The organism is Methylobacterium trifolii (assembly GCF_022179685.1).
GTDB lineage: Bacteria > Pseudomonadota > Alphaproteobacteria > Rhizobiales > Beijerinckiaceae > Methylobacterium > Methylobacterium trifolii.
The window spans coordinates 1-19456 of sequence record NZ_BPRB01000097.1 but is presented as its reverse complement, the minus strand read 5'-3'; the positions used below and the strand labels follow the sequence as shown (position 1 = coordinate 19456).

Genomic DNA, 19456 nt, shown 5'->3' with positions numbered 1-19456 from the left:
GCCGCTGGCCCTGGAACGGGCGGTCCGCCACACGCCGCTCAACGTCCTGTTCCGCCGCCCGCAGGCTCTTCACCTCGTCGCGGAGCGCCCGCCGGCCCGGCCCATGCTCCAGGCGGCGTGAGCGGGGCGGGGCGGCCTATGCCAGCCGCAGCAGCACGTGGCGCTTCTTGCCGAAGGACAGCTTGATCACGCCGTCTTCCGTGAGGTCGGCCTCACGCAGGACGCCGCGCTCGTCGGTGACGGCCACGTCGTTCACCTTCAGGCCGCCGCTCTTGATCTGGCGCCGCGCCTCGCTCGTGGAGGGGACGAGCTTGGCGTATTCCGGCCCGAAGGCGGTGAGCACGCCGATCCCGGCCTCCAGCAGGCTGCGGGAGACGGTGACGCTCGGCAGGTCGGCGGCCAAGCTCCCCTCCACGAAGGTCTTGCGCGCCGTCTCGGCGGCGGCCTCGGCCGCCTCGCGGCCATGCATCAGGGCGGTGGCCTCGGTAGCGAGCACCGTCTTGGCCTCGTTGATGCCGGCCCCGGTGCGGGCCGACAGTTCCGCGATGGTGTCCAACGGCAGGAAGGTGAACAGCTTGAGGAAGCGCTCCACGTCGGCGTCCTCGGTGTTGCGCCAGAACTGCCAGTACTCGTACGGGCTCAGCATCTGCGCATCGAGCCAGACGGCGCCGGCCGCGGTCTTGCCCATCTTGGCGCCGGAGGCCGTGGTCAGGAGCGGGCAGGTCAGGCCGAGCAGGCCCGGATGGCCCATGCGCCGGCCGAGGTCGATCCCTGTGACGATGTTGCCCCACTGGTCCGAGCCGCCCATCTGCATCAGGCAGCCGTGGCGCCGGTTCAGCTCCACGAAGTCGTAGGCCTGGAGGATCATGTAGTTGAACTCCAGGAACGAGAGTTCCTGGTCGCGCTCCAACCGCATGCGCACGCTGTCCATCGACATCATGCGGTTGACCGAGAAGTGCCGGCCGATGTCGCGCAGCATCTCGATGTAGTTGAGTTTGGTCAGCCACTCGGCGTTGTCGACCATCACGGCGCCGTTGCCGGAATCGCCGAACTCCAGAAATCGCGAAAAGGTCTTCTGGATGCCGGCCTTGTTGGCCTCGATCTGCTCCAGGCTCAGGATCTTGCGCGATTCGTCCCGGCCCGAGGGGTCGCCGACGCGGGTGGTGCCGCCGCCCATGAGGGCGATCGGCCGGCCTCCGGTCTTCTGCAGCCAGTGCAGCATCATGATCGAGAGCAGGTGGCCGATATGCAGCGAGGCCGCCGTGCAATCGTAGCCGACATAGACCGTCAGCCGGCCTTCCAGGGCGGCGGCGTCCACGCCCGCGAAGTCGGAGCACTGGTGGACGTAGCCGCGCTCGGCGAGAACCTTCAGGAACTCGGATTTCGGCACGAAGGTCTCGGCGGGGATCATCGGGAGGCTCGGATCTCGGGGCGGATGGGGGGACGAGGCGACAGGCGAAAGACGCTCGTGCTAGCACCCCGGGCAGGATGGCCGGGGTCTTAACAGGGCGACCGGAGAAAGGCACGGGGCGGCCGGGACATGAGCATGATGCGCGCGATCGGGCTGATGAGCGGCACCTCGCTGGACGGCGTGGACATCGCCCTGATCGAGACCGACGGGGAGCGGGTCCACGTGGTCAAGGGCCACAACAACTTCCTCGAACCGCTGGGCCCCACCGGCTACCGCGGCTACTCCGACGACGAGAAGGCGCTGCTGCGCGGGGCGACCAAGGACGCCGAGGGGGTGGTGCTGCCGGGAGACCGCCCCGGCCGGCTGCCGCAGGCGGAAGACTTCGTCACCGAGGCCCATGCCGAGGCGGTGGAGCGGTTCCTCGCCGAGAACGGCCTCTCGGCCTCCGCGATCGACGTGATCGGCTTCCACGGCCAGACCGTGATCCACCGGCCCGACCAGCGCATCTCGATCCAGATCGGCGACGGGCAGGCGCTGGCCGACCGGCTGCGCATCCCCGTGGTGTCGGACCTGCGCCGGGCCGACATCGAGGCGGGCGGGCAGGGGGCGCCCCTGGTGCCGGTGTTCCACAAGGCGCTGGCCGAGGCCTCGGGCTTCGAGGGCGCCTTCGGCATCCTCAACATCGGGGGCGTGGCCAACGCGACCTTGATCGACTCGAAGGGCGGCATGGTCGCCTTCGACACGGGGCCGGGCAATTCCCTGATCGACGAGTGGATGCAGGAGCGCGAGGGCAAGAACCTCGACGACGGCGGCCGCACCGCCGCCCGCGGCCGGGCCGACGAGCCCCTGCTCGCCTGGCTGCTGATGCACCCGTTCTTCCTGCGCCGGCCGCCGAAGTCGCTCGACCGCAACTGGTTCTCGCACAAGCTCGCGGGCCAGCTCACCACCGAGGACGGGGCGGCGACCCTCACGGCCTTCACCGCCCGCGCCGTGGCGCGCGCGGTCGACTACGCCCCCGAGGTCCCGACCCGCTGGATCGTGGCCGGCGGGGGCGCGCGCAACGGCGAGCTGGTGCGCCTGCTGAACTACCACCTGCGCGCCGAGATCACGACGGCCGACGCCATCGGCTGGTCCTCGGCGTATCTCGAGGCGCAGGCCTTCGCCTACCTCGCCGTGCGCTCCCTCAAGGGCCTGCCGATCACCCTGCCGGCGACCACGGGGGTGCGCGCGCCGACGACCGGCGGGGTCATGTCGCGGCCGTCATCGGCTAATTGAAATCATCCGGCTGCGGCCACCAGCGCGACGCGAGGCTACCACTCGCGAATTACTCTCGGCGCACCTCTCGCCAGCATCAGCGGCCGTGGCTGCGCGAACGGGACGCGGGCGGCGAAGGCTTGCGGACCTGTCCGACTTCGCCGGCCGCTGGAATCCCCTCCGGACCGCAAAAGAGTTGTCCGAAGCCCACTGGGCGATGCACGTCCTTGGCCCAACTTACGACCTCTGCGACATCAGTGATGGCAGACGGGCGTAGCGGCCGACCGGGCGAAGGCGAGGCAGGCTGGAACGCCGATCCTTGCGCCCGGCGCTCATTTCACGTTCTTGAGCAGGCAGATATAAGGGTTCTGTGCCCGCTGCTTGATGAAGCCATTGCCATCGAGCCGGACCAGGGTGCGCCGAATCGAGTTCGACTCATTCCCGCCGATTGTCATCGCGTAGCCTCCCGATACATCGGTGCCGACCTCGACGACGATGGCCGAATGGGACTCGTAACTCGAGTGGCTCTTGGCGTAATCGAAATTCAATTTACTGCCGCTGCGATTGTTCTGAACGATATCCCCGATCGCCGGCTTGGCCGCCTTGATATCGAGGCCTTGGAACGCGCCCGGGTTGTTGATGGCGGCGTTGACGAACACGGAATGCGCAGCCGCGAACTTGAACTCGGTTGCCGTGGCGCCCGCCTTCTTGACGCACCACGACACGAACACCGCCGACCATGGCACTGTCGTGCAGCTCGTAAATCCAAGCCCCAGATCAGTCCAATAAGCCCTGATTTGCTTGCAGAGGGCGGAATCGGCCTCGTCGAGCATATGGAATTTATCGTGCTGACCGAACGCCGTTACGGACAGGGATTTTGCGAAAACAGTCAATGGCATAGTCAACACCTAGAAATTTTTTGACATGACAACTGATTTCGATCTCCATAGCATCAATAAAATCAAAGCGATTCGCAACATAGTTTTTCAATGCAGTATTCGAACTAAAAACGAGATCCAAGAAATCGACAGGCGGATTAAAATCTTATCATGGACTTAGGGAGGCTCGGCGGAGCGCGCCGTTGGATCGCGCGCTGGCCCTAGCGGCCTCCTCGCGCTAGAGCGGGCGCGCCATGTCCCACAACAGCTTCGGCCACCTGTTCCGCGTCACCACCTTCGGCGAGAGCCACGGGGTCGCCCTCGGCTGCGTGGTCGACGGCTGCCCCCCCGGCCTGCCCCTGGAGGCCGAGGAGATCCAGGCCGAGCTCGACCGGCGCAAGCCCGGCCAGTCGCGCTTCACCACCCAGCGGCGCGAGCCGGACCAGGTCAAGATCCTGTCGGGCGTGTTCTCCGACGACCGCACCGGCGGGCGCCAGCTCACCACGGGCACGCCGATCGCCCTCATGATCGAGAACACCGACCAACGCTCCAAGGACTATTCCGAGATCCGGGACAGCTACCGGCCGGGCCACGCCGACTACGCCTACGACGCCAAGTACGGCATTCGCGATTACCGCGGCGGCGGCCGCTCCTCGGCCCGCGAGACCGCCGCCCGCGTCGCGGCCGGCGCCGTGGCCCGGAAGATCATTCCCGGCATCACCATCCGCGCCGCCCTGGTGCAGATGGGACCGCATGCGGTCGACCGCGCGGCTTGGGACTGGGAGGAGGTCGGCAACAACCCGTTCTTTTGCCCGGATGCCGAGGCCGCCCGGCACTACGAGGCCTATCTCGACGCGATCCGGAAGGACGGCTCGTCGGTGGGCGCCGTGATCGAGGTGGTGGCCGAGGGCGTGCCGCCGGGCCTCGGCGCACCGGTCTATGGAAAACTCGATTCGGACCTGGCGGCGGCGATGATGTCGATCAACGCGGTCAAGGGCGTGGAGATCGGCGACGGCTTCGCCGCGGCGGCGCTCCGCGGCGAGGAGAACGCCGACGAGATGCGGGCGGGCAACGACGGCCGGCCGCGGTTCCTGGCCAACCATGCCGGCGGCGTGCTCGGCGGCATCTCCACCGGGCAGCCGGTCGTGTGCCGCTTCGCGGTCAAGCCGACCTCCTCGATCCTGACGCCCCGGCGCAGCGTCACCGCGGACGGGCGCGAGGTGGACCTCGTCACCAAGGGCCGCCACGACCCCTGCGTCGGCATCCGCGCCGTGCCGGTGGCCGAAGCCATGATGGCGTGCGTGCTCGCCGATCACTATCTGCGCCACCGGGGGCAGGTCGGCGGCCCTTGAGCCGCCCTCCACCCCTTGCGTTTCCCCGCGCTGCCGGGAGCGATGCGCGACCCGAGGATTAAGTCCGTGCCCCACGCCAGCGTCACCGAAGCCATCGAGGCGTTCCGCCGAGGCGAGATCGTCGTCGTCACCGACGACGACGACCGCGAGAACGAGGGCGACCTCGTCGTCGCTGCCGCCCTCTGCACCCCGGAGAAGATGGCCTTCATCATCCGCAACACCTGCGGCATCGTCTGCGCGCCGGTGACGCAGGGAGAGGCGCGCCGCCTCCACCTCGACCCGATGGTGGCCTCGAACGACGCGCCGCTCGGTACCGCCTTCACCGTCACCGTGGACGTGAAGCACGGGCTCACCACCGGCATCTCGGCCGAGCAGCGCTGCAACACGGTGCGGGCGCTGGCCAACGGCAACATGGGGGCGGCCGACTTCGTGCGCCCCGGCCACGTCTTCCCGCTGATCGCCCGCGACGGCGGCGTGCTGATGCGCTCCGGCCATACGGAAGCCGCCGTCGACCTGTGCAAGCTCGCCGACCTGCCCCCCGTGGGCGTGATCTGCGAACTCGCCAACGACGACGGCACGGTGATGAAGGGGCCGCAGATCGCCGCCTTCTCCGAGACGCACGGCCTCCGGCGCGTCTCGGTGGCCGACCTCATCGCCTACCGCCAGGCCCGCGACCGGCTGGTGGAGCGGGTGGGGCACTTCCCCGTCAAGACCGAGTTCGGCCCGATGACGGGCTACGCCTACGTCACGCCCTTCGAGCCGATCCAGCAATTCGCGTTCGTGCAGGGCGAGATCGGCGACGGCCGCGACGTGCTGGTGCGCCTGCACCGCTCCGACGTGGTCGCCGACGTGATCGAGGGCGGCCGGCAGATCGAAGCCGTGATGCGCCGCTTCGCCCGCGAGGGCCGCGGGATCCTGGTCTACCTGCGCGACGGCACCGCGGGCGTGCCCCTCAACCGCGTGGCGGAGGAGGGCACGGAGGCCCAGCGCGTGCGCCAGTGGCGCGAGGTGGGCCTGGGCGCCCAGATCCTGCGCGACCTCGGCGTGGTCTCGATCCGCAACCTCGCGACCTCGTCGCGGGCCTATGTCGGCCTGTCGGGCTTCGGCATCGAGCTGTTGGGCGACGAGCCTCTGGAGGGGTGAGCGGCGGCGCGCCGTAGGCCTTCCTGCCGGTCCTGCCATCCGGTGAACCAGTAGATGATTAGGGCGAAGGCCAACACGACGAAGGGCCAGACGAAGAAGGCAACGATCTGTTCGCCGTTCATTCGATGAGCCTCCTGAGCACCCGTCGCGCCCCCAGATGTAGGAGCGATCCGATCGTCAGCCAAATCGTGCCCGTCACGAGCGCGACGGTCGGCGACGCCGTGCCGAGGAGTGCGGCGGTTCCCGGAGCGATGGTCCCCACCGCCACCGCCGCGATCGCGATCCCGTTGAACAACGTCGCCGTGAGCTTGGTCTGCTCATTGTGGACGAGCGACACCGCTCACCGCCCCATCAGGGCATCCACGTGGGCGGCCACCGATTTGGAGAGGCCCTCCAGGCTGTAGCCGCCCTCCAGCACCGAGATCACCCGGCCCTTGGCGTGGCGGTCGGCCAGGTCCATCAGCTTGCGCGTCGCCCAGCCGAAATCGGCGGCCTCCAGGCGCAGGTTCGCGAGCGGGTCGAGGCGGTGGGCGTCGAAGCCCGCCGAGATCACGATGACGTCCGGCGCGAAGGCGTCGAGGCGGGCGAGGATGCCGGCCTCGAACGCCTCGCGGAACACCGCCCCGTCGTCGTTCGGGCGCAGGGGCACGTTGACGATGGTGTTCTTGGTGCCCCGCTCGGAGGCAGCACCACTGCCGGGATAGAGCGGCATCTGGTGGGTCGAGGCGTAGAGCACGGCCCCGTCGTCCCAGAAGATGTCCTGGGAGCCGTTGCCGTGGTGCACGTCCCAGTCGACCAGGGCGACGCGGCTCGCCCCGTGCTTCACGCGGGCGTGCCGGGCCGCGATCGCCGCGTGGTTGAACAGGCAGAAGCCCATCGCCCGATTGCGCTCGGCGTGATGGCCGGGCGGGCGCATGGCCACGAACGCGTTGGCGCACTCGCCCGCCAGCACGGCATCGACCGCGTGCACGGCGCCGCCCACGGCGCGCAGCGTCGCCTCCAGGCTGCCCGGCGACATCAGCGTGTCCGAATCGATCGCGACCATCCCCGTGCGGGGTGCGGCCGCGACGATCGCCTCGACGTACTCGGCGGGGTGGGCGAGCGTCGCGACCTCGGCCTCCGCCAGAGGCGCCAGGGTCCGCACCAGACCGGCGAAGCGCTCGTCCTCGAGGGCGTGCTCGATCGCCCGGATGCGGTCCGGCCGCTCCGGGTGTCCCTCCGGCACGGCGTGGTCGAGGGCGGCCGGATGGCTCACGTACAGGGTCGTCACGGTCATCCCTCCCGGCTGTCGCGGCGTATCGGGGTCGGGCGCGTCTGTCGCGCGCCTGCAACAGGCCCCCGCAATGTGCCACGGGCCCGATGCGCGAGGCTACGGGCAAGTGTCTCGACGCGCTATGGTCTTGCCGCCTCCCTCATCTGATTCCAAAATCGGGAGGCGGCTCGGACGGTGGCCGGCATGCGCATTATCCCGATCATCGCGTGTGCCGTGCTGCTCACGGGCTGCAACTTCAAGGCGGTGCCCGATCCGACACTGTCGGCGCGGGACACCGCCTTCATGGCCCTGGTGCCGGACGCCGAGTTCGATCCGCACTTCGCCCGCTACCTCGTCAGCGATCCGACCAAGGAGCGCCCCGGCACCGTCGTGGTGGAGACGAAGGAGCGCCAGCTCTACCTCGTGCTGCCGGACGGCAAGGCGGTCCGCTACGGCGTGACGGTGGGCGACGAGGCCTATGGCTGGAGCGGGACGGCGACCGTCGACCGCAAGGCGGAATGGCCGGCCTGGAACCCGCCGGCCGAGATGGTGAAGCGCTGGCCCCACGTCCACCCGATGCAGGGCGGCGCGGCCAACCCGCTGGGCGCGCGCGCCCTCTACCTCTCCGACAAGGGCCGCGACACCCTCTACCGCATCCACGGCACCAACGAGCCGGAGAAGATCGGGCAGGCGGCCTCCTCCGGCTGCATCCGCATGCGCAACATCGACGTGGTCGACCTGTTCAACCGCGTGCCGGTGGGCGCGACCGTGATCGTGCGCTGAGCCGAAGCGGATCGCAGCAAGATTCCCGAAAGCCTCATTCGTGAGCCTGCTTTAACCTGAACGCGGGTTCAGATTTGCCCGTTAACCTCTGAAGACGATGCCGTCCCGTAAGGTCCAATACAGACAGGGACAAGACCGGCGACAACAAAAGCCGCGGAGGCATCAGACCATGATCAACGCTTCTCTTCAGCACTTCTGCAACCATGTCGTCCTCACCGGCGCCGTCACCGGCGCGGACGTGCGGACCCTGATGCGGGACATCCTGCCGGACGGGATCGCCAGCCGGGAGGAGGCCGACATGCTCATCGCCCTGGAGCGGGCGGTCCCGAAGGTCGATCCGGAGTTCGGCGACTTCCTGATCCCCGCGGTGGTGGACTTCGCGGTCTGGGGCGAGCGCCCCTCCGGCTACGTCGACCGTGAGGTCGCCGCCTGGCTCTCGGCCTCGCTGGCCGGCCGCGACGGCCCGACGCCTGTCGGCGCCCGGATCGCGATGGAGGTGGTGCGGGAGGCCCATGGCAGCGCCGAGGCGCTGATGATCTTCGCGTTGGAGGCCAACCGCTGGACCCGCGAGCCGGCCCGGCCCGTCCGCCCGCCCTTCGCGCTCGCCGCCTGAGCCGCATCCGCGCCCGGATCGTCCGGGCATCGAGGATCGTATCCGGACTCGGTCCGAGGCACAGCTTCCGTCCGCCGCGCATCTGCTTTATCGGGAACCTGAACCGGCCCCGGCCCGGCCGGCCACCCGACAGCCCAGACCCGAGTGCGGCACACGATGTTCGACAAGATCCTGATCGCCAACCGGGGCGAGATCGCCTGCCGCGTCATCAAGACGGCCCGGCGCATGGGCATCAAGACCGTCGCGGTCTACTCGGATGCCGACCGGGACGCGGTCCACGTCGCCATGGCCGACGAGGCGGTGCATATCGGCCCGGCCTCCGCCGCCCAGTCCTACCTGGTGATCGAGAAGATCGTCGCGGCCTGCAAGCAGACCGGGGCCCAGGCCGTCCATCCCGGCTACGGCTTCCTCTCCGAGCGCGAGGCCTTCCCCAAGGCGCTCGAAGCGGCCGGCATCGTCTTCATCGGCCCCAACCCTGCGGCCATCGCCGCGATGGGCGACAAGATCGAGTCGAAGAAGGCGGCAGCCGCCGCGAACGTCTCCACCGTGCCGGGCTTCCTCGGGGTGATCGAGAGCCCCGAGCACGCGGTCGAGATCGCCGACGAGATCGGCTACCCGGTGATGATCAAGGCGTCGGCCGGCGGCGGCGGCAAGGGCATGCGCATCGCCCACGCCTCCGGCGAGGTCGCGGAAGGGTTCGCCCGCGCCAAGTCGGAAGCCTCCTCGTCCTTCGGCGACGACCGGGTGTTCATCGAGAAGTTCATCACCGACCCGCGCCACATCGAGATCCAGGTGATCGGCGACAAGCACGGCAACGTGATCTACCTCGGCGAGCGCGAGTGCTCGATCCAGCGCCGCAACCAGAAGGTGATCGAGGAGGCGCCGTCCCCCCTTCTCGACGAGGCCACCCGCAAGACCATGGGCGAGCAGGCCGTGGCCCTTGCCAAGGCCGTGAACTACGACTCGGCCGGCACCGTCGAGTTCGTCGCCGGCCAGGACAAGTCCTTCTACTTCCTGGAGATGAACACCCGTCTCCAGGTCGAGCACCCCGTCACCGAGATGATCACCGGCCTTGACCTGGTCGAGCTGATGATCCGGGTCGCGGCCGGCGAAGAGCTTCCCCTCACCCAGGACCAGGTGAAGCTCGACGGCTGGGCGGTGGAGAGCCGCGTCTACGCCGAGGACCCGACCCGCAACTTCCTGCCCTCGATCGGACGGCTGACCACCTACAGGCCGCCGGAGGAGGGCCGCCAGGGCAGCGCGATCGTACGCAACGACACCGGCGTGGAGGAGGGCGGCGAGATCGCGATCCACTACGATCCGATGATCGCCAAGCTCGTGACCTGGGCGCCGACCCGGGCCGAGGCGATCGAATCGCAGGGCCAAGCGCTCGACGCCTTCGCCATCGACGGCATCCGCCACAACATCCCGTTCCTCTCGGCCCTGATGGCCCATCCGCGCTGGCGCGAGGGCCGGCTCTCGACGGGCTTCATTGCCGAGGAATTCCCCGAAGGCTTCGTCGCCCCCGAGCCCGCGGGCACGGTCGCCAAGCGGATGATGGCGGCGGCGGCCGCCATCGACCACAAGCTGAACCAACGCAAGCGCGGCATCTCCGGCCAGATGCGCGACCCCGGCCTGCTGCATTTCGAGCGCGACCGCGTCGTGCTGCTGGCGGGCCAGTCCTATCCGGTCACGGTCGACGCCCACACGGACGGGCTTGCCGAGGACGGCGTCGTGGTGACGGAGGCCGACGGCAGCGCCCAGGTGGTCGAGAGCGCGTGGCGGCCGGGCGAGCCGGTCTGGACCGGGACGATCGGTTCCGAGCGCGTCGCGATCCAGGTCCGCGGCCTCCTGAACGGCGTCAGCCTCCAGCACGCGGGCGCGGCGGCCGAGGCCCGCGTCTACACCCGCCGCGAGGCGGAACTCGCCGCCCTGATGCCGGTCAAGGAGCAGGCGGGCTCGGGCAAGCAGGTGCTCTGCCCGATGCCGGGCCTCGTCAAGCAGATCCTGGTCACGGAAGGCCAGGAGGTGAAGAACGGCGAGCCCCTGGCCATCGTCGAGGCGATGAAGATGGAGAACGTGCTGCGCGCCGAGCGCGACGCCACGGTGGAGACGATCCACGCCAAGGAGGGCGACAGCCTTGCCGTGGACGCGGTGATCCTGGAATTCGCCTGATCGCCCGGTCGTCGGCCCGGCCTCGCCGGTCGGACGCGGCGGGTTAGCAAGCGATGCCCCTCTACTTCGCCTACGGCGCCAACATGGACGCCGCCTCCATGGCCCTGCGCTGCCCGGCCTCGCGCCTGGTCGGGCAGGGGCGGCTGCGGCGCCACCGCTTCGTCATCATGCGCGAGGGCTACGCCTCGGTGGCGCAGGACCCGGCCCGCACGGTCTGGGGGGTGCTCTGGGACCTCGCCCTGGCCGACGTGCCGGCGCTGGACCGCTACGAGGGCGTGTCCGGCGGCCTCTACGTCAAGGCCCTCCAGCCGGTGGGCACCGAGGCCGGGATCAAGCGGGCGCTGATCTATCTCGGCCGCAGCCGTGGCCTGGGTGCCCCGCGCCCCGGCTACCTGGAGAGCGTCCTGCGCGCGGCCGAGGCCGCGCAACTGCCGGCCCTCTACAGGCGCGAGATGCAGGGCTGGCTGCGCGGGCCGCCGGGTTGAGCGCTGCCATGCAACGTCCGGGACCATGCGCCGTTCTCCTTCCCGGCGAGCCTTCGGGAGTGCACGTTTGGGCGGGACCAGGACCATCGGCGTCGTGATCGGCGGCCGGGTGCAGGGCGTGTGCTACCGGGTCTGGACGCAAGGCGAGGCCCGGCGCCGGGGCCTTGCCGGCTTCGTCCGCAACCGCGCGGACGGCCGGGTCGAGGCGGTGTTCTCGGGGACCCGAGAGGCCGTCGAAGCGATGGTGGAGGCGTGCCGCACAGGCCCGCCCGGCGCGCGCGTCGAGGCCGTGACGGTCGGTGAGCCGGCGGAGGCGGGGCCCTGGTCCGATTTCGCCATCCGGACGGATTGAGCGGCTCAATCGTCCGACGTCGAGAACAGGCGCGGCACGAACCGGTCCAGCACCGTGGCCTTGGCCGCGGGCCTTTCGCGGGCGATCCGGGCGTGCCCGTCGGCGAGGTAGCGTCGGTAGAGGTCCCTGCGGGGGCCGGGCGGGATGGTCTCGACGCTGCCGCAGCCCGCGAAGTGGAGGAGTGCGACCGGCTTGTTCGTGGCCGGATCGACCAGGCCCTCCGCGGTCTCGGCGTAATCGAAACCGTACCAGGTCCGCGTCGAGAGCGGCGTGCCGGCTTCGTCGAAGTCGATCGTGCGCTTGCCGGCCACGTCGCAGGCGAAGTTCAATAGGGGCTGGTCGTCGTTCGAGAGCTTGGCGACGCGCTTGTACAGGAACAGCTCCGCCAGCACCGCGTGCACGATCATCTCCAGGGGGAAGGTCTTCCGCGAGGCAAGGAAGCAGCCGGTGCTGAACTCCTTCGATCGACGGATCAGCCCGTCATGCAGATCGTGATACGATTCGCCCGGTGACATCTCGGAGAAGATCAGGTCGACCCGGTCGAGTGGCGTGTCCGTCCAGGGACGGAGATCCCGCAACACGATGGTGTTCACATCCAGAAATAGAAATTTGTCGACCTCGATCGTGAAACACGCGAGTTTTCTGAGACGATCGTTGGCAGCACCATATACAATTCGGCTTATATTTTGCAAAGCTCGAATATCGTAGGTATCGTAATACTGAAAGTCGTATATCTCCGAAAGAATATCGATCTTGTCGATGCCGTTCGTGTAGGGAATGCATATCAATGGGATTTCCGGCGAATTCTGCCGGGCGCTTTCCAGGAACGCGACCGTCTGATCGAACAGCTGATCGCTTGCACAAAACACGACGGGCGTATTCAACGTCATCATCCTTACTCGAACGCGAATTCGTGCATGGGCCGGTACGACGCAGGTGCGTTGTTCACATCGGCACGCTACCGCATCGTTTGATCGTCTTGTCGTATAAGGCTCGACTTCACCCCGCAACGGCCCGAATGGCCGACAGCACGTCCTCGCGGGTTCTCGGCCGGCGCAGTTCCGAAGTCCAGAAAAGGAAACCCTCCTCGTCCGCGAGGCGATCGAGATGATGGAGGTAGACGTACCGGACCCAATCCTCGTCGCTCAGAAGGCCGAGGGCATCGGCACGGCGGAGCGTCACGTCGTAGAGCCAGTCGTCCTTGAGGCGGATATCCGTCACGATCAATCCGGCATCGCGCGCATTCGCCTTCAGGGTCCACGGCGTATAACCGCACAGATGGAAATCGCCGGGGTAGGCTTGCGTCCCATAGACCATCTGAACGAGATACTGCTGCATCTCTTCGGTCTGAAAGTCTGCACGGCGACTCAGGATGGCCATATCGTAGAAACTCGGGACGCGCACTTTCAAAGTACCCGTCGACGACAACAGGCGCCCCCATTCTCGAAGCGACGCGACTTGTGCGGAGCGCTGGATATGCTCCAGAACGTCCTGCGCGACGATCTCCTCGAAATAGTCTGCCGGCAGCATCGGGAGATCGGTGATGTCTGCAACGAGATCGGGACCGTGCCAGTCCCCATTGTCGACGTTCAGGTAGCCTTTTCGAATGTCGTAGCCGCATCCGACGTTCAGGAATTTCGGCACCGGGTCCGGCAACCGATGCCGCCTGGAGTCGTCTTCGTTGGCGATAGTCATGGACGGCTTCTCGTGCTGTAATTGTCTACGTTATCTGAAATAACACCACGATGTCCTTGCGCGCACGGGCGCGTGCACGCTGGTTTGCCCATCGCCGTCTTATGATCCCATCGGATCGTCGCCGCTGGCGTTCCCGCCGGAGGAGTCGCGTTGCGGATCGGGACTTCGGATAAGGACTCCAGCCGCGGCGCTCCCGGTTTCCCACACGGTTACCCATCCGATTTGGAGGGGTACCTATCATATCGCGTTCCCTGTGTGGCGAGGCCGCCCGATCGCGTGCATGAGGGCCTCGATACGCCCGGGGCCGGCGCCGTTCGATCCCGGGGACATGTGCGGCCCTGCCGACTTTCCGACCGTGAACTCGGGCGATAAGTCCGCCACGCGCCGTTTTCGCACGTGCCCGCCGCGTACGATCGCTTACTGTATGCGCGGTGGCATCGAGCCCGCAGCCAGACCGCCGGAGACCATGACCGACATCGCCGCCGGCACCACAGCCTTCTCGACCCTCGACCTCTGCGCGCTGATCTACTTCGTGCTCGCCTGGGTCGGCTACGGCCTCTCGGTCGGGCGCCTGCGCGGGCGGATGGTGTCGCTCAGCCAGCTCATGAACCGCCAGCGCGAGGTCTGGGCGCGGCAGATGGTGGCGCGCGACAACCGGGTGGTGGACACCACCATCAACGCCTCGCTGCAGAACGGCACCGCCTTCTTCGCCTCGACCTCCCTGATCGCGCTGGGCGGCGTTCTCACCCTGTCGCGCTCGGGCGACGACGTGCTCACCCTGTTCGGCACGCTGCCCTTCGGGAGCGTGGCCACGCGGGCGACCTGGGAGATCAAGGTCGCGGGGTTGGCCGTCGTCTTCGTCTACGCCTTCTTCAAGTTCGCCTGGGCCTACCGGCTGTTCAACTACGGCGCCATCCTGTTCGGGGCGGTGCCGCCGAAGGGCTCGGGGGCGAGCGAGGCCACGATGCTCAAGGCGGCCCTGCGGGCGGCGGCCATGAACATCGCCGCCGGCAGCCACTTCGCCCGCGGGCAGCGGGCCTTCTTCTTCGCGCTGGCCTATCTCGGCTGGTTCGTGAGCCCCTACCTGCTGATCCTCTCGACCACCGGCGTCGTCCTGGTGATGTGGCGGCGCCAGTTCGCCTCCGAGATCCGCGCGGCGATGCTGGCCGAGGACGACCCATCGGAGCGCACCCCATGACCACCGACGCGACGGCCGAGATAGAGGAGACGATGCTGCGACTCGTAGCCGAGCGGGGGGCCGGCAAGACGATCTGCCCGTCCGAGGTCGCCCGCGCGCTCGGCGGCCCGCATTCCGAGGGCTGGGGCCCGCTGATGCAGCCGGTGCGGCGGGTCGCGGTGCGGCTGGCCAAGGCGGGGCGCGTGGCCATCCTGCGCAAAGGCCGGCCGGTCGATCCGGACGATTTCCGCGGGATCTACCGACTGGCGCTGCCGCCGGCGGACGAGGGTGAGTCCGGGGCCGGCAGCCAGTCGTCGGTGTAGCCGGCGAGGCGGTAGACCAGGAGGCCGAGCCATTCCTTGGCCGCGAGGTCGAGCTGGAGCAGCCCGTCCGAGGCGAAGGTGTTGGGCCGGCGCAGGTCGCCCCAGCCGCGGGTGCGGTAGTCGACGGGGAAGGCGGTGACGGAAAAGCCCGCCCGGCGGAAGCAGCCCATCGCCCGCGGCATGTGCCAAGCCGAGGTGACCAGCAGCCAGCGCTCGCCGGGCTTGGGCTGGACCATGGCGGCGCTGAAGCGGGCGTTCTCCTCGGTGTTGCGCGAGCGGTTCTCCAGGATCAGGCGGCTGCGCGGCAGGCCGAGGGTGTCGGCAAAGCGCCCGACCACGTCGGCCTCCCCCAGGGTATCCTCCCGCAGGCTGCCGCTGCCGCCCGAGAACACGAGGCGCGCGGCGGGATAGCGCCGGGCGAGGTCGGCGAGGTAGACCGGCCGCTCGCCCGCATCGTTGAAGATCACCTGGTTGCGGTCCATCGACGCGTCGGCGTCGACGCCCCCGCCGAGCACGACGATGCCCGTCACCGGGCCGCCGTCGTCGGAGAAGGACGGGAAGCGCTGTTCGAGCGGCATCAGGCCGAGGACGGCGCCGGGCAGCAGGCCGCCTGCGACCAGCCCGGCGGCGCCGATGCCCACGCACCACGCGCCGGAGCGCCGCCAGCGGGTGGCGAAGGCCAGCACGAAGCCGGCGAGGACGGCCAGGATGCAGAAGTTCGACGGTGTGATCGCGTAGAACAGCACCTTCGAGAGCGGGAAGAACATCGACTTACATCTCGCGTCGAAGGAGGGGAGCGACGCTCAGGCCGGCTTCGTCTCGGCCTGGAAACGGGCGAGCGTCGCCGCATCCGGCGGCAGGAGTTCGTGCAGGCCGACTCCCTTCTCGGCCTCGCGCTGGAGCCAGAGATCGAGGCGCTGCTGCTCGACGGCCTCCAGCGCCACCGCCTCGGCGATGTCGTGGGGCACCACGACGACCCCGTCCGGGCCGGCCACGACGATGTCGCCGGGATGGATTGCGGCACCCGCGCAGGCGATCGCCTCGCCCGATCCCGCCAGCGCGAGGCCGGGCCCGGTCCGGTCGCCGGGATCGCACCAGACGGCGAGGCCACCCGAATGGTCGAGGTGGCCGTCGGTGACGAGGCCGGCCGCTCCACGCTGGGCGAGGCGGGCGGCCAGGATCGCGCCGAAGGGCAGGGAACTCCCTGAGCCGCCGGCATCGACCACCACGACGGCGCCCTCGGGCACCGCCTCGACGGCGTCGGCCAGGGACGGGCCGGCGCCACCGCGGGCCGGGATCAACCGCAGGGTGAAGGCCGGCCCCACCGCATTGCGCGAGGACGAGCGGATCGCCAGGCCCCGGAGCAGGCAGGCCGGCACCCCGCGCCGATGGAGCGCGCGCGCGAGGCTCGCCACGGTGACGGCCTCGAGGGCGTCGCGCAGGGTGGGATCGATCGCCATGGGGCCGCTCTCCGTATGATGCTTGGCCCAAGGTGGGCCTTGCCGGGCACCCGGCAAGGTCGGTCTCCAAGGCGGCTCAGGTGATCGGCTCGGCCATCACGCGGGCCGCACCGGGTCGCGCCGCGATGCGGGCGTACCAGAGGCGCAGGGCCGGGCGCTCAATCAGCGGGACCGGGAGGTTGAGCCAGCGGTGGGCCGCGCAGCCGAGCGCGATGTCGGCGATGGAGAAGGTGCTGCCCACCACGAAATCGCGCCCGGCAAGGTGCGCGTCGAGGATCGCCGCATGGACCTCGCCCTTCGCGAGCGACGCGTCGATGGCCGCCCGGTCGCGCTCCGGCTCGGGCGCGCGGTAGAGCTGCCAGAAGGCGTCGCGCATCGCCGGAGTGAAGCTCGTCGCCTGCCAGTCGAGCCATTGGTCGATCCCGGCCCGCCCCCGCGCATCCTCCGGCCAGCGCAAGGGGGCGCAGGTGCCGGCGAGGTAGCGCAGGATGGCGTTCGACTCCCAGAGCACGAAGCCGTCCTCCTCCAGGGTCGGCACCAGCCCGTTCGGGTTGAGCCTGCGGTAGGCCGGGTCGTGCACCACCCCGTGGGCGCCGCCGGCCTCGACCCGCTCGTAGGCGAGCCCGGCCTCGTCCAGCCCCCAGAGGGCCTTCTGGACGTTCACGGAGTTCGCCCGCCCCCACAGCCTGCGCATGCCGCGTCCCTTCCTTGCCAACGATCGCCGACTCTGTTGCACTCGACGCGACCCAGCGTCACCTGTCGTCCAGGAACCATCGATGTGGTCGGTGATCTTCCATGATGCCTTCGTGCCGGAATTTAAGGCGTTGGACGACGGGGTCCGCACGGCGATCCTGACCTACGCACGGGCGCTGGCACTGGAGGGGCCGCAACTCGGACGCCCCTATGCCGACACGCTCCACGGCTCCCGTCATGCGAACATGAAGGAACTGCGGCCGACCGTGAACAGGGTCGAGTGGCGCGTGGCCTTCGCCTTCGATCCCGAACGGCGCGCGATCCTGCTGGCCGCTGCGGCGAAGGGCGGAAAGAAGGATCGAATCGTGTACAAGCGGCTGATCGACTTGGCGGATGCGCGATTCAGTCACCATCTTGCCCGATCACCCTCCACGGGGAGGTAGCGGCATGCCGATCGCACTCGAAGATCTGTTGAAGGACGTGTCGCCCGATCAGCGGCGGGACATCGAACGAGACGCTCAACGGATCGCGGCCGACAACAGGACGCGATTGCAGGAGGGGCGAGCCGGCACGCCAGTCGGGCGACCGCATCGCCTCGCCACCGCGATCTTCTCGGCCTGCGCGCATCCCCAATATCGGGACGCGATCCTGGCCGACCTCCACGCGCAGTTTCATGAAAATCTGCACCGGCATGGCCCGAGGCGGGCATCGGCAATCTATTGGCTCGATACCTTTAGGTCGATCGTTCCGCTCCTGATGCTGCGCACCAGCCAGATTTTCGCTCCGGCGTGGCTGTCGAGGCATCTGGTAAAAGCGCTGACGCGCTGGACACGATAGATCGCGACGGCATTCGATAGTCCCGGAGCGCCTCAATCGCCGGCTGTCGGCGGATAGGGGTGCTCCGCGCCCTGCGGATCGGTGACGCGCGTGCCCTCCGGCGCCTCGTGCAGGTAGGACGGCCCCACCGGCACCTTGCCGTGGCCGCCGGGGATGTCGAGGACGTAGGCCGGCTGGGCGAGGCCCGAGAGGCGGCCCCGCAGGGCCCGCATCAGGGCCTGACCCTCGGCGAGCGAGGTGCGCAGGTGGCCCGTGCCCGGCGCGAGGTCGCCATGGTGCAGGTAATACGGCTTGATCCGGTTCTCGACGAAGGCGCGCATCAGCGCCTCCAGGGTCGCGGCCTCGGCGTTCACGCCGGCCAGCAGCACGGACTGGCTCACCATCGGAATGCCGGCATCGACCAGCCGGGCGCAGGCCGCGCGGGCGGCGGGCGTGAACTCGCGGGGATGGTTGGCGTGCAGCGCCACGAACACCGCCCGCCCGAACGCCTTGAGGGCGCCGACGAGGGCAGGGCTCACCAGCCCTGGGCTCACCACGGGCACGCGGGTGTGGACCCGCAGCACGCGCACGTGCGGGATCTCGGAAAGGCGCGTGGCGATGACGCGCAGGCGCCGGGGCGACAGGGCGAAGGGGTCGCCCCCCGTCAGCACCACCTCCCAGATCTCCGGCCGGGCCGCGATGTAGGCCAGGGCCGCGTCGAGCTGGGCCGCGTCGAGGGCGCCGAGGCCGTCAGGACCGACCACCTCCCGGCGGAAGCAGAAGCGGCAATAGACCGGGCAGGCGTGGAGGGGCTTGAGCAGCACCCGGTCCGGGTAGCGGTGGACGATGCCGGGAAGGGCTGTGTGGGCGTCGTCGCCGATCGGGTCGGCCCGCTCCTCGGGAGTCGTCGCGAGTTCCTCGGCGCGGGGTACGAACTGGCGCGCGATCGGGTCGGCGGGGTCGCCCGCGTCGATCAGCTCGGCCATGTCCGGCGTCAGGGAGACGGCGTAGCGGGCGGCCACCGCCTCGATGCCGGGCAGGGCGGCGGGATCGACCAGGCCCGCGGCGACGAGGTCGGCGGGCGTGCGCAGAGCCCGGTTCATGCGCGCGCTCCCGCCACCGGCGTCCAGATCACGTCCTCGATCTGCGGCGCGCCGGAGGCCAGCATCACCAGCCGGTCGAAGCCCAGCGCGATGCCGGACGCCTCCGGCATGATCGCGAGGGCGGCGAGGAAGTCCTCGTCCAGGGGGTAGGACTCGCCGTAGACCCGCAGCTTCTCCGCCATCTCGGCCTCGAAGCGGCGGCGCTGCTCGGCCGGGTCGGTCAGCTCGCCGAAGGCGTTGGCGAGTTCGACCCCGCAGGCATAGAGCTCGAAGCGCTCGCAGACCCGCGGATCGTGCGGGCAGGGGCGGGCGAGCGCCGCCTCGCTCACCGGATACTCGCACAGGATCGTCGGGCGCTCCTGACCGAGGTGCGGCTCGATCCGCGCGACCAGCACCCGGCTGAACAGGTCCGCCCAGGTGTCGTCGGCCGCCACCCGCAGGCCGGATTCAGAGACCGCGGCCGCCAGGGCTTCGCGGTCTCTGAATCCGGC

Annotated in this window: 23 protein-coding genes; 12 read left to right on the top strand and 11 right to left on the bottom strand. The window is 69.2% G+C overall.

Annotated features, from left to right (window positions below; translation table 11 throughout):
• Window positions 1–136: 136 nt before the first annotated feature.
• Entirely contained in the window at window positions 137–1411 is a 1275-nt protein-coding gene (gene tyrS, locus COGEMETH_RS09850; protein WP_373875336.1) for a tyrosine--tRNA ligase, read from the bottom strand.
• A gap of 129 nt (window positions 1412–1540) precedes the next feature.
• Between tyrS and COGEMETH_RS09845 the strand changes: the two genes are divergently transcribed.
• On the top strand, window positions 1541–2686 hold the full coding sequence (locus tag COGEMETH_RS09845; protein ID WP_238182405.1) for an anhydro-N-acetylmuramic acid kinase: 1146 nt from the start codon (window positions 1541–1543) through the stop codon (window positions 2684–2686).
• A gap of 311 nt (window positions 2687–2997) precedes the next feature.
• Here the strand turns inward: COGEMETH_RS09845 and COGEMETH_RS09840 are convergent, their stop codons facing one another.
• Window positions 2998–3498, bottom strand: coding sequence for a DUF2272 domain-containing protein (locus COGEMETH_RS09840; protein ID WP_238182404.1), 501 nt, complete (start codon window positions 3496–3498; stop codon window positions 2998–3000).
• 299 nt (window positions 3499–3797) lie between these two features.
• On the opposite strand from COGEMETH_RS09840, the gene aroC reads away from it, so the two are divergent.
• Together aroC and ribB are read left to right on the top strand one after the other, a co-directional pair.
• Window positions 3798–4895, top strand: coding sequence for a chorismate synthase (aroC, locus tag COGEMETH_RS09835; protein WP_238182403.1), 1098 nt, complete (start codon window positions 3798–3800; stop codon window positions 4893–4895).
• A 66-nt stretch (window positions 4896–4961) separates the two neighbouring features.
• Entirely contained in the window at window positions 4962–6038 is a 1077-nt protein-coding gene (gene ribB, locus COGEMETH_RS09830; protein WP_238182402.1) for a 3,4-dihydroxy-2-butanone-4-phosphate synthase, read from the top strand.
• A 118-nt stretch (window positions 6039–6156) separates the two neighbouring features.
• Here ribB and COGEMETH_RS09825 read toward each other — a convergent pair whose 3' ends face one another.
• Both COGEMETH_RS09825 and COGEMETH_RS09820 read right to left on the bottom strand, forming a co-directional pair.
• Window positions 6157–6375 carry a hypothetical protein gene (locus tag COGEMETH_RS09825; RefSeq protein ID WP_238182401.1) on the bottom strand — a complete coding sequence of 73 codons (219 nt, stop codon included), beginning with the start codon at window positions 6373–6375 and terminating at the stop codon, window positions 6157–6159.
• A gap of 3 nt (window positions 6376–6378) precedes the next feature.
• Window positions 6379–7308, bottom strand: a complete 930-nt coding sequence (locus tag COGEMETH_RS09820) for a histone deacetylase family protein (protein ID WP_238182400.1) — start codon at window positions 7306–7308, stop codon at window positions 6379–6381.
• A gap of 186 nt (window positions 7309–7494) precedes the next feature.
• Between COGEMETH_RS09820 and COGEMETH_RS09815 the strand changes: the two genes are divergently transcribed.
• The 5 genes from COGEMETH_RS09815 (at window position 7495) to COGEMETH_RS09795 (ending at window position 11698) form a co-directional block, all read left to right on the top strand.
• On the top strand, window positions 7495–8073 hold the full coding sequence (locus COGEMETH_RS09815; RefSeq protein WP_238182399.1) for a L,D-transpeptidase: 579 nt from the start codon (window positions 7495–7497) through the stop codon (window positions 8071–8073).
• Between the two features lie 169 nt (window positions 8074–8242).
• Complete coding sequence (locus tag COGEMETH_RS09810; protein WP_238182398.1) at window positions 8243–8686, top strand: hypothetical protein; 444 nt, start codon at window positions 8243–8245, stop codon at window positions 8684–8686.
• Between the two features lie 156 nt (window positions 8687–8842).
• Complete coding sequence (locus COGEMETH_RS09805) at window positions 8843–10861, top strand: acetyl-CoA carboxylase biotin carboxylase subunit (protein ID WP_238182397.1); 2019 nt, start codon at window positions 8843–8845, stop codon at window positions 10859–10861.
• 53 nt (window positions 10862–10914) lie between these two features.
• Window positions 10915–11346: a gamma-glutamylcyclotransferase family protein gene (locus COGEMETH_RS09800; protein ID WP_238182396.1), complete on the top strand. Its 432-nt coding sequence runs from the start codon at window positions 10915–10917 to the stop codon at window positions 11344–11346.
• A 67-nt stretch (window positions 11347–11413) separates the two neighbouring features.
• Entirely contained in the window at window positions 11414–11698 is a 285-nt protein-coding gene (locus tag COGEMETH_RS09795) for an acylphosphatase (protein WP_238182395.1), read from the top strand.
• A 5-nt stretch (window positions 11699–11703) separates the two neighbouring features.
• On the opposite strand, the gene COGEMETH_RS09790 is transcribed toward COGEMETH_RS09795, so the two are convergent.
• On the bottom strand, window positions 11704–12582 hold the full coding sequence (locus tag COGEMETH_RS09790; RefSeq protein WP_238182394.1) for a glycosyltransferase family protein: 879 nt from the start codon (window positions 12580–12582) through the stop codon (window positions 11704–11706).
• Window positions 12583–12697: 115 nt separating this feature from the next.
• Window positions 12698–13393 carry a DUF4214 domain-containing protein gene (locus COGEMETH_RS09785; protein WP_238182393.1) on the bottom strand — a complete coding sequence of 232 codons (696 nt, stop codon included), beginning with the start codon at window positions 13391–13393 and terminating at the stop codon, window positions 12698–12700.
• Between the two features lie 466 nt (window positions 13394–13859).
• Between COGEMETH_RS09785 and COGEMETH_RS09780 the strand changes: the two genes are divergently transcribed.
• Both COGEMETH_RS09780 and COGEMETH_RS09775 read left to right on the top strand, forming a co-directional pair.
• On the top strand, window positions 13860–14591 hold the full coding sequence (locus COGEMETH_RS09780; protein WP_238182392.1) for a DUF599 domain-containing protein: 732 nt from the start codon (window positions 13860–13862) through the stop codon (window positions 14589–14591).
• The gene (locus COGEMETH_RS09775; RefSeq protein ID WP_238182391.1) at window positions 14588–14893 is read left to right on the top strand and encodes a DUF3253 domain-containing protein; all 306 of its coding nucleotides are present in this window, start codon (window positions 14588–14590) and stop codon (window positions 14891–14893) included. Before COGEMETH_RS09780 ends, COGEMETH_RS09775 begins: the two co-directional genes overlap by 4 nt.
• Here COGEMETH_RS09775 and COGEMETH_RS09770 read toward each other — a convergent pair.
• The 3 genes from COGEMETH_RS09770 to COGEMETH_RS09760 form a co-directional block, all read right to left on the bottom strand.
• The gene (locus COGEMETH_RS09770) at window positions 14827–15660 is read right to left on the bottom strand and encodes a YdcF family protein (RefSeq protein ID WP_238182390.1); all 834 of its coding nucleotides are present in this window, start codon (window positions 15658–15660) and stop codon (window positions 14827–14829) included. The two genes, COGEMETH_RS09775 and COGEMETH_RS09770, sit on opposite strands and share 67 nt — an antisense overlap.
• Before the next feature lie 36 nt (window positions 15661–15696).
• Window positions 15697–16353 carry an RraA family protein gene (locus tag COGEMETH_RS09765; RefSeq protein WP_238182389.1) on the bottom strand — a complete coding sequence of 219 codons (657 nt, stop codon included), beginning with the start codon at window positions 16351–16353 and terminating at the stop codon, window positions 15697–15699.
• Between the two features lie 76 nt (window positions 16354–16429).
• Window positions 16430–17047, bottom strand: coding sequence for a glutathione S-transferase family protein (locus tag COGEMETH_RS09760; protein ID WP_238182388.1), 618 nt, complete (start codon window positions 17045–17047; stop codon window positions 16430–16432).
• A gap of 82 nt (window positions 17048–17129) precedes the next feature.
• Between COGEMETH_RS09760 and COGEMETH_RS09755 the strand changes: the two genes are divergently transcribed.
• Both COGEMETH_RS09755 and COGEMETH_RS09750 read left to right on the top strand, forming a co-directional pair.
• The gene (locus COGEMETH_RS09755) at window positions 17130–17489 is read left to right on the top strand and encodes a type II toxin-antitoxin system RelE/ParE family toxin (protein WP_238182387.1); all 360 of its coding nucleotides are present in this window, start codon (window positions 17130–17132) and stop codon (window positions 17487–17489) included.
• Window positions 17490–17493: 4 nt separating this feature from the next.
• Window positions 17494–17883 carry a permease prefix domain 2-containing transporter gene (locus tag COGEMETH_RS09750; RefSeq protein WP_238182386.1) on the top strand — a complete coding sequence of 130 codons (390 nt, stop codon included), beginning with the start codon at window positions 17494–17496 and terminating at the stop codon, window positions 17881–17883.
• A gap of 32 nt (window positions 17884–17915) precedes the next feature.
• On the opposite strand, the gene COGEMETH_RS09745 is transcribed toward COGEMETH_RS09750, so the two are convergent.
• On the bottom strand, window positions 17916–18965 hold the full coding sequence (locus COGEMETH_RS09745; protein ID WP_238182385.1) for a lysine-2,3-aminomutase-like protein: 1050 nt from the start codon (window positions 18963–18965) through the stop codon (window positions 17916–17918).
• A partial coding sequence (locus tag COGEMETH_RS09740) for an amino acid--tRNA ligase-related protein (RefSeq protein WP_283950085.1) occupies window positions 18962–19456 on the bottom strand: 495 nt, incomplete at its 5' end. The genes COGEMETH_RS09740 and COGEMETH_RS09745, both read right to left, overlap by 4 nt.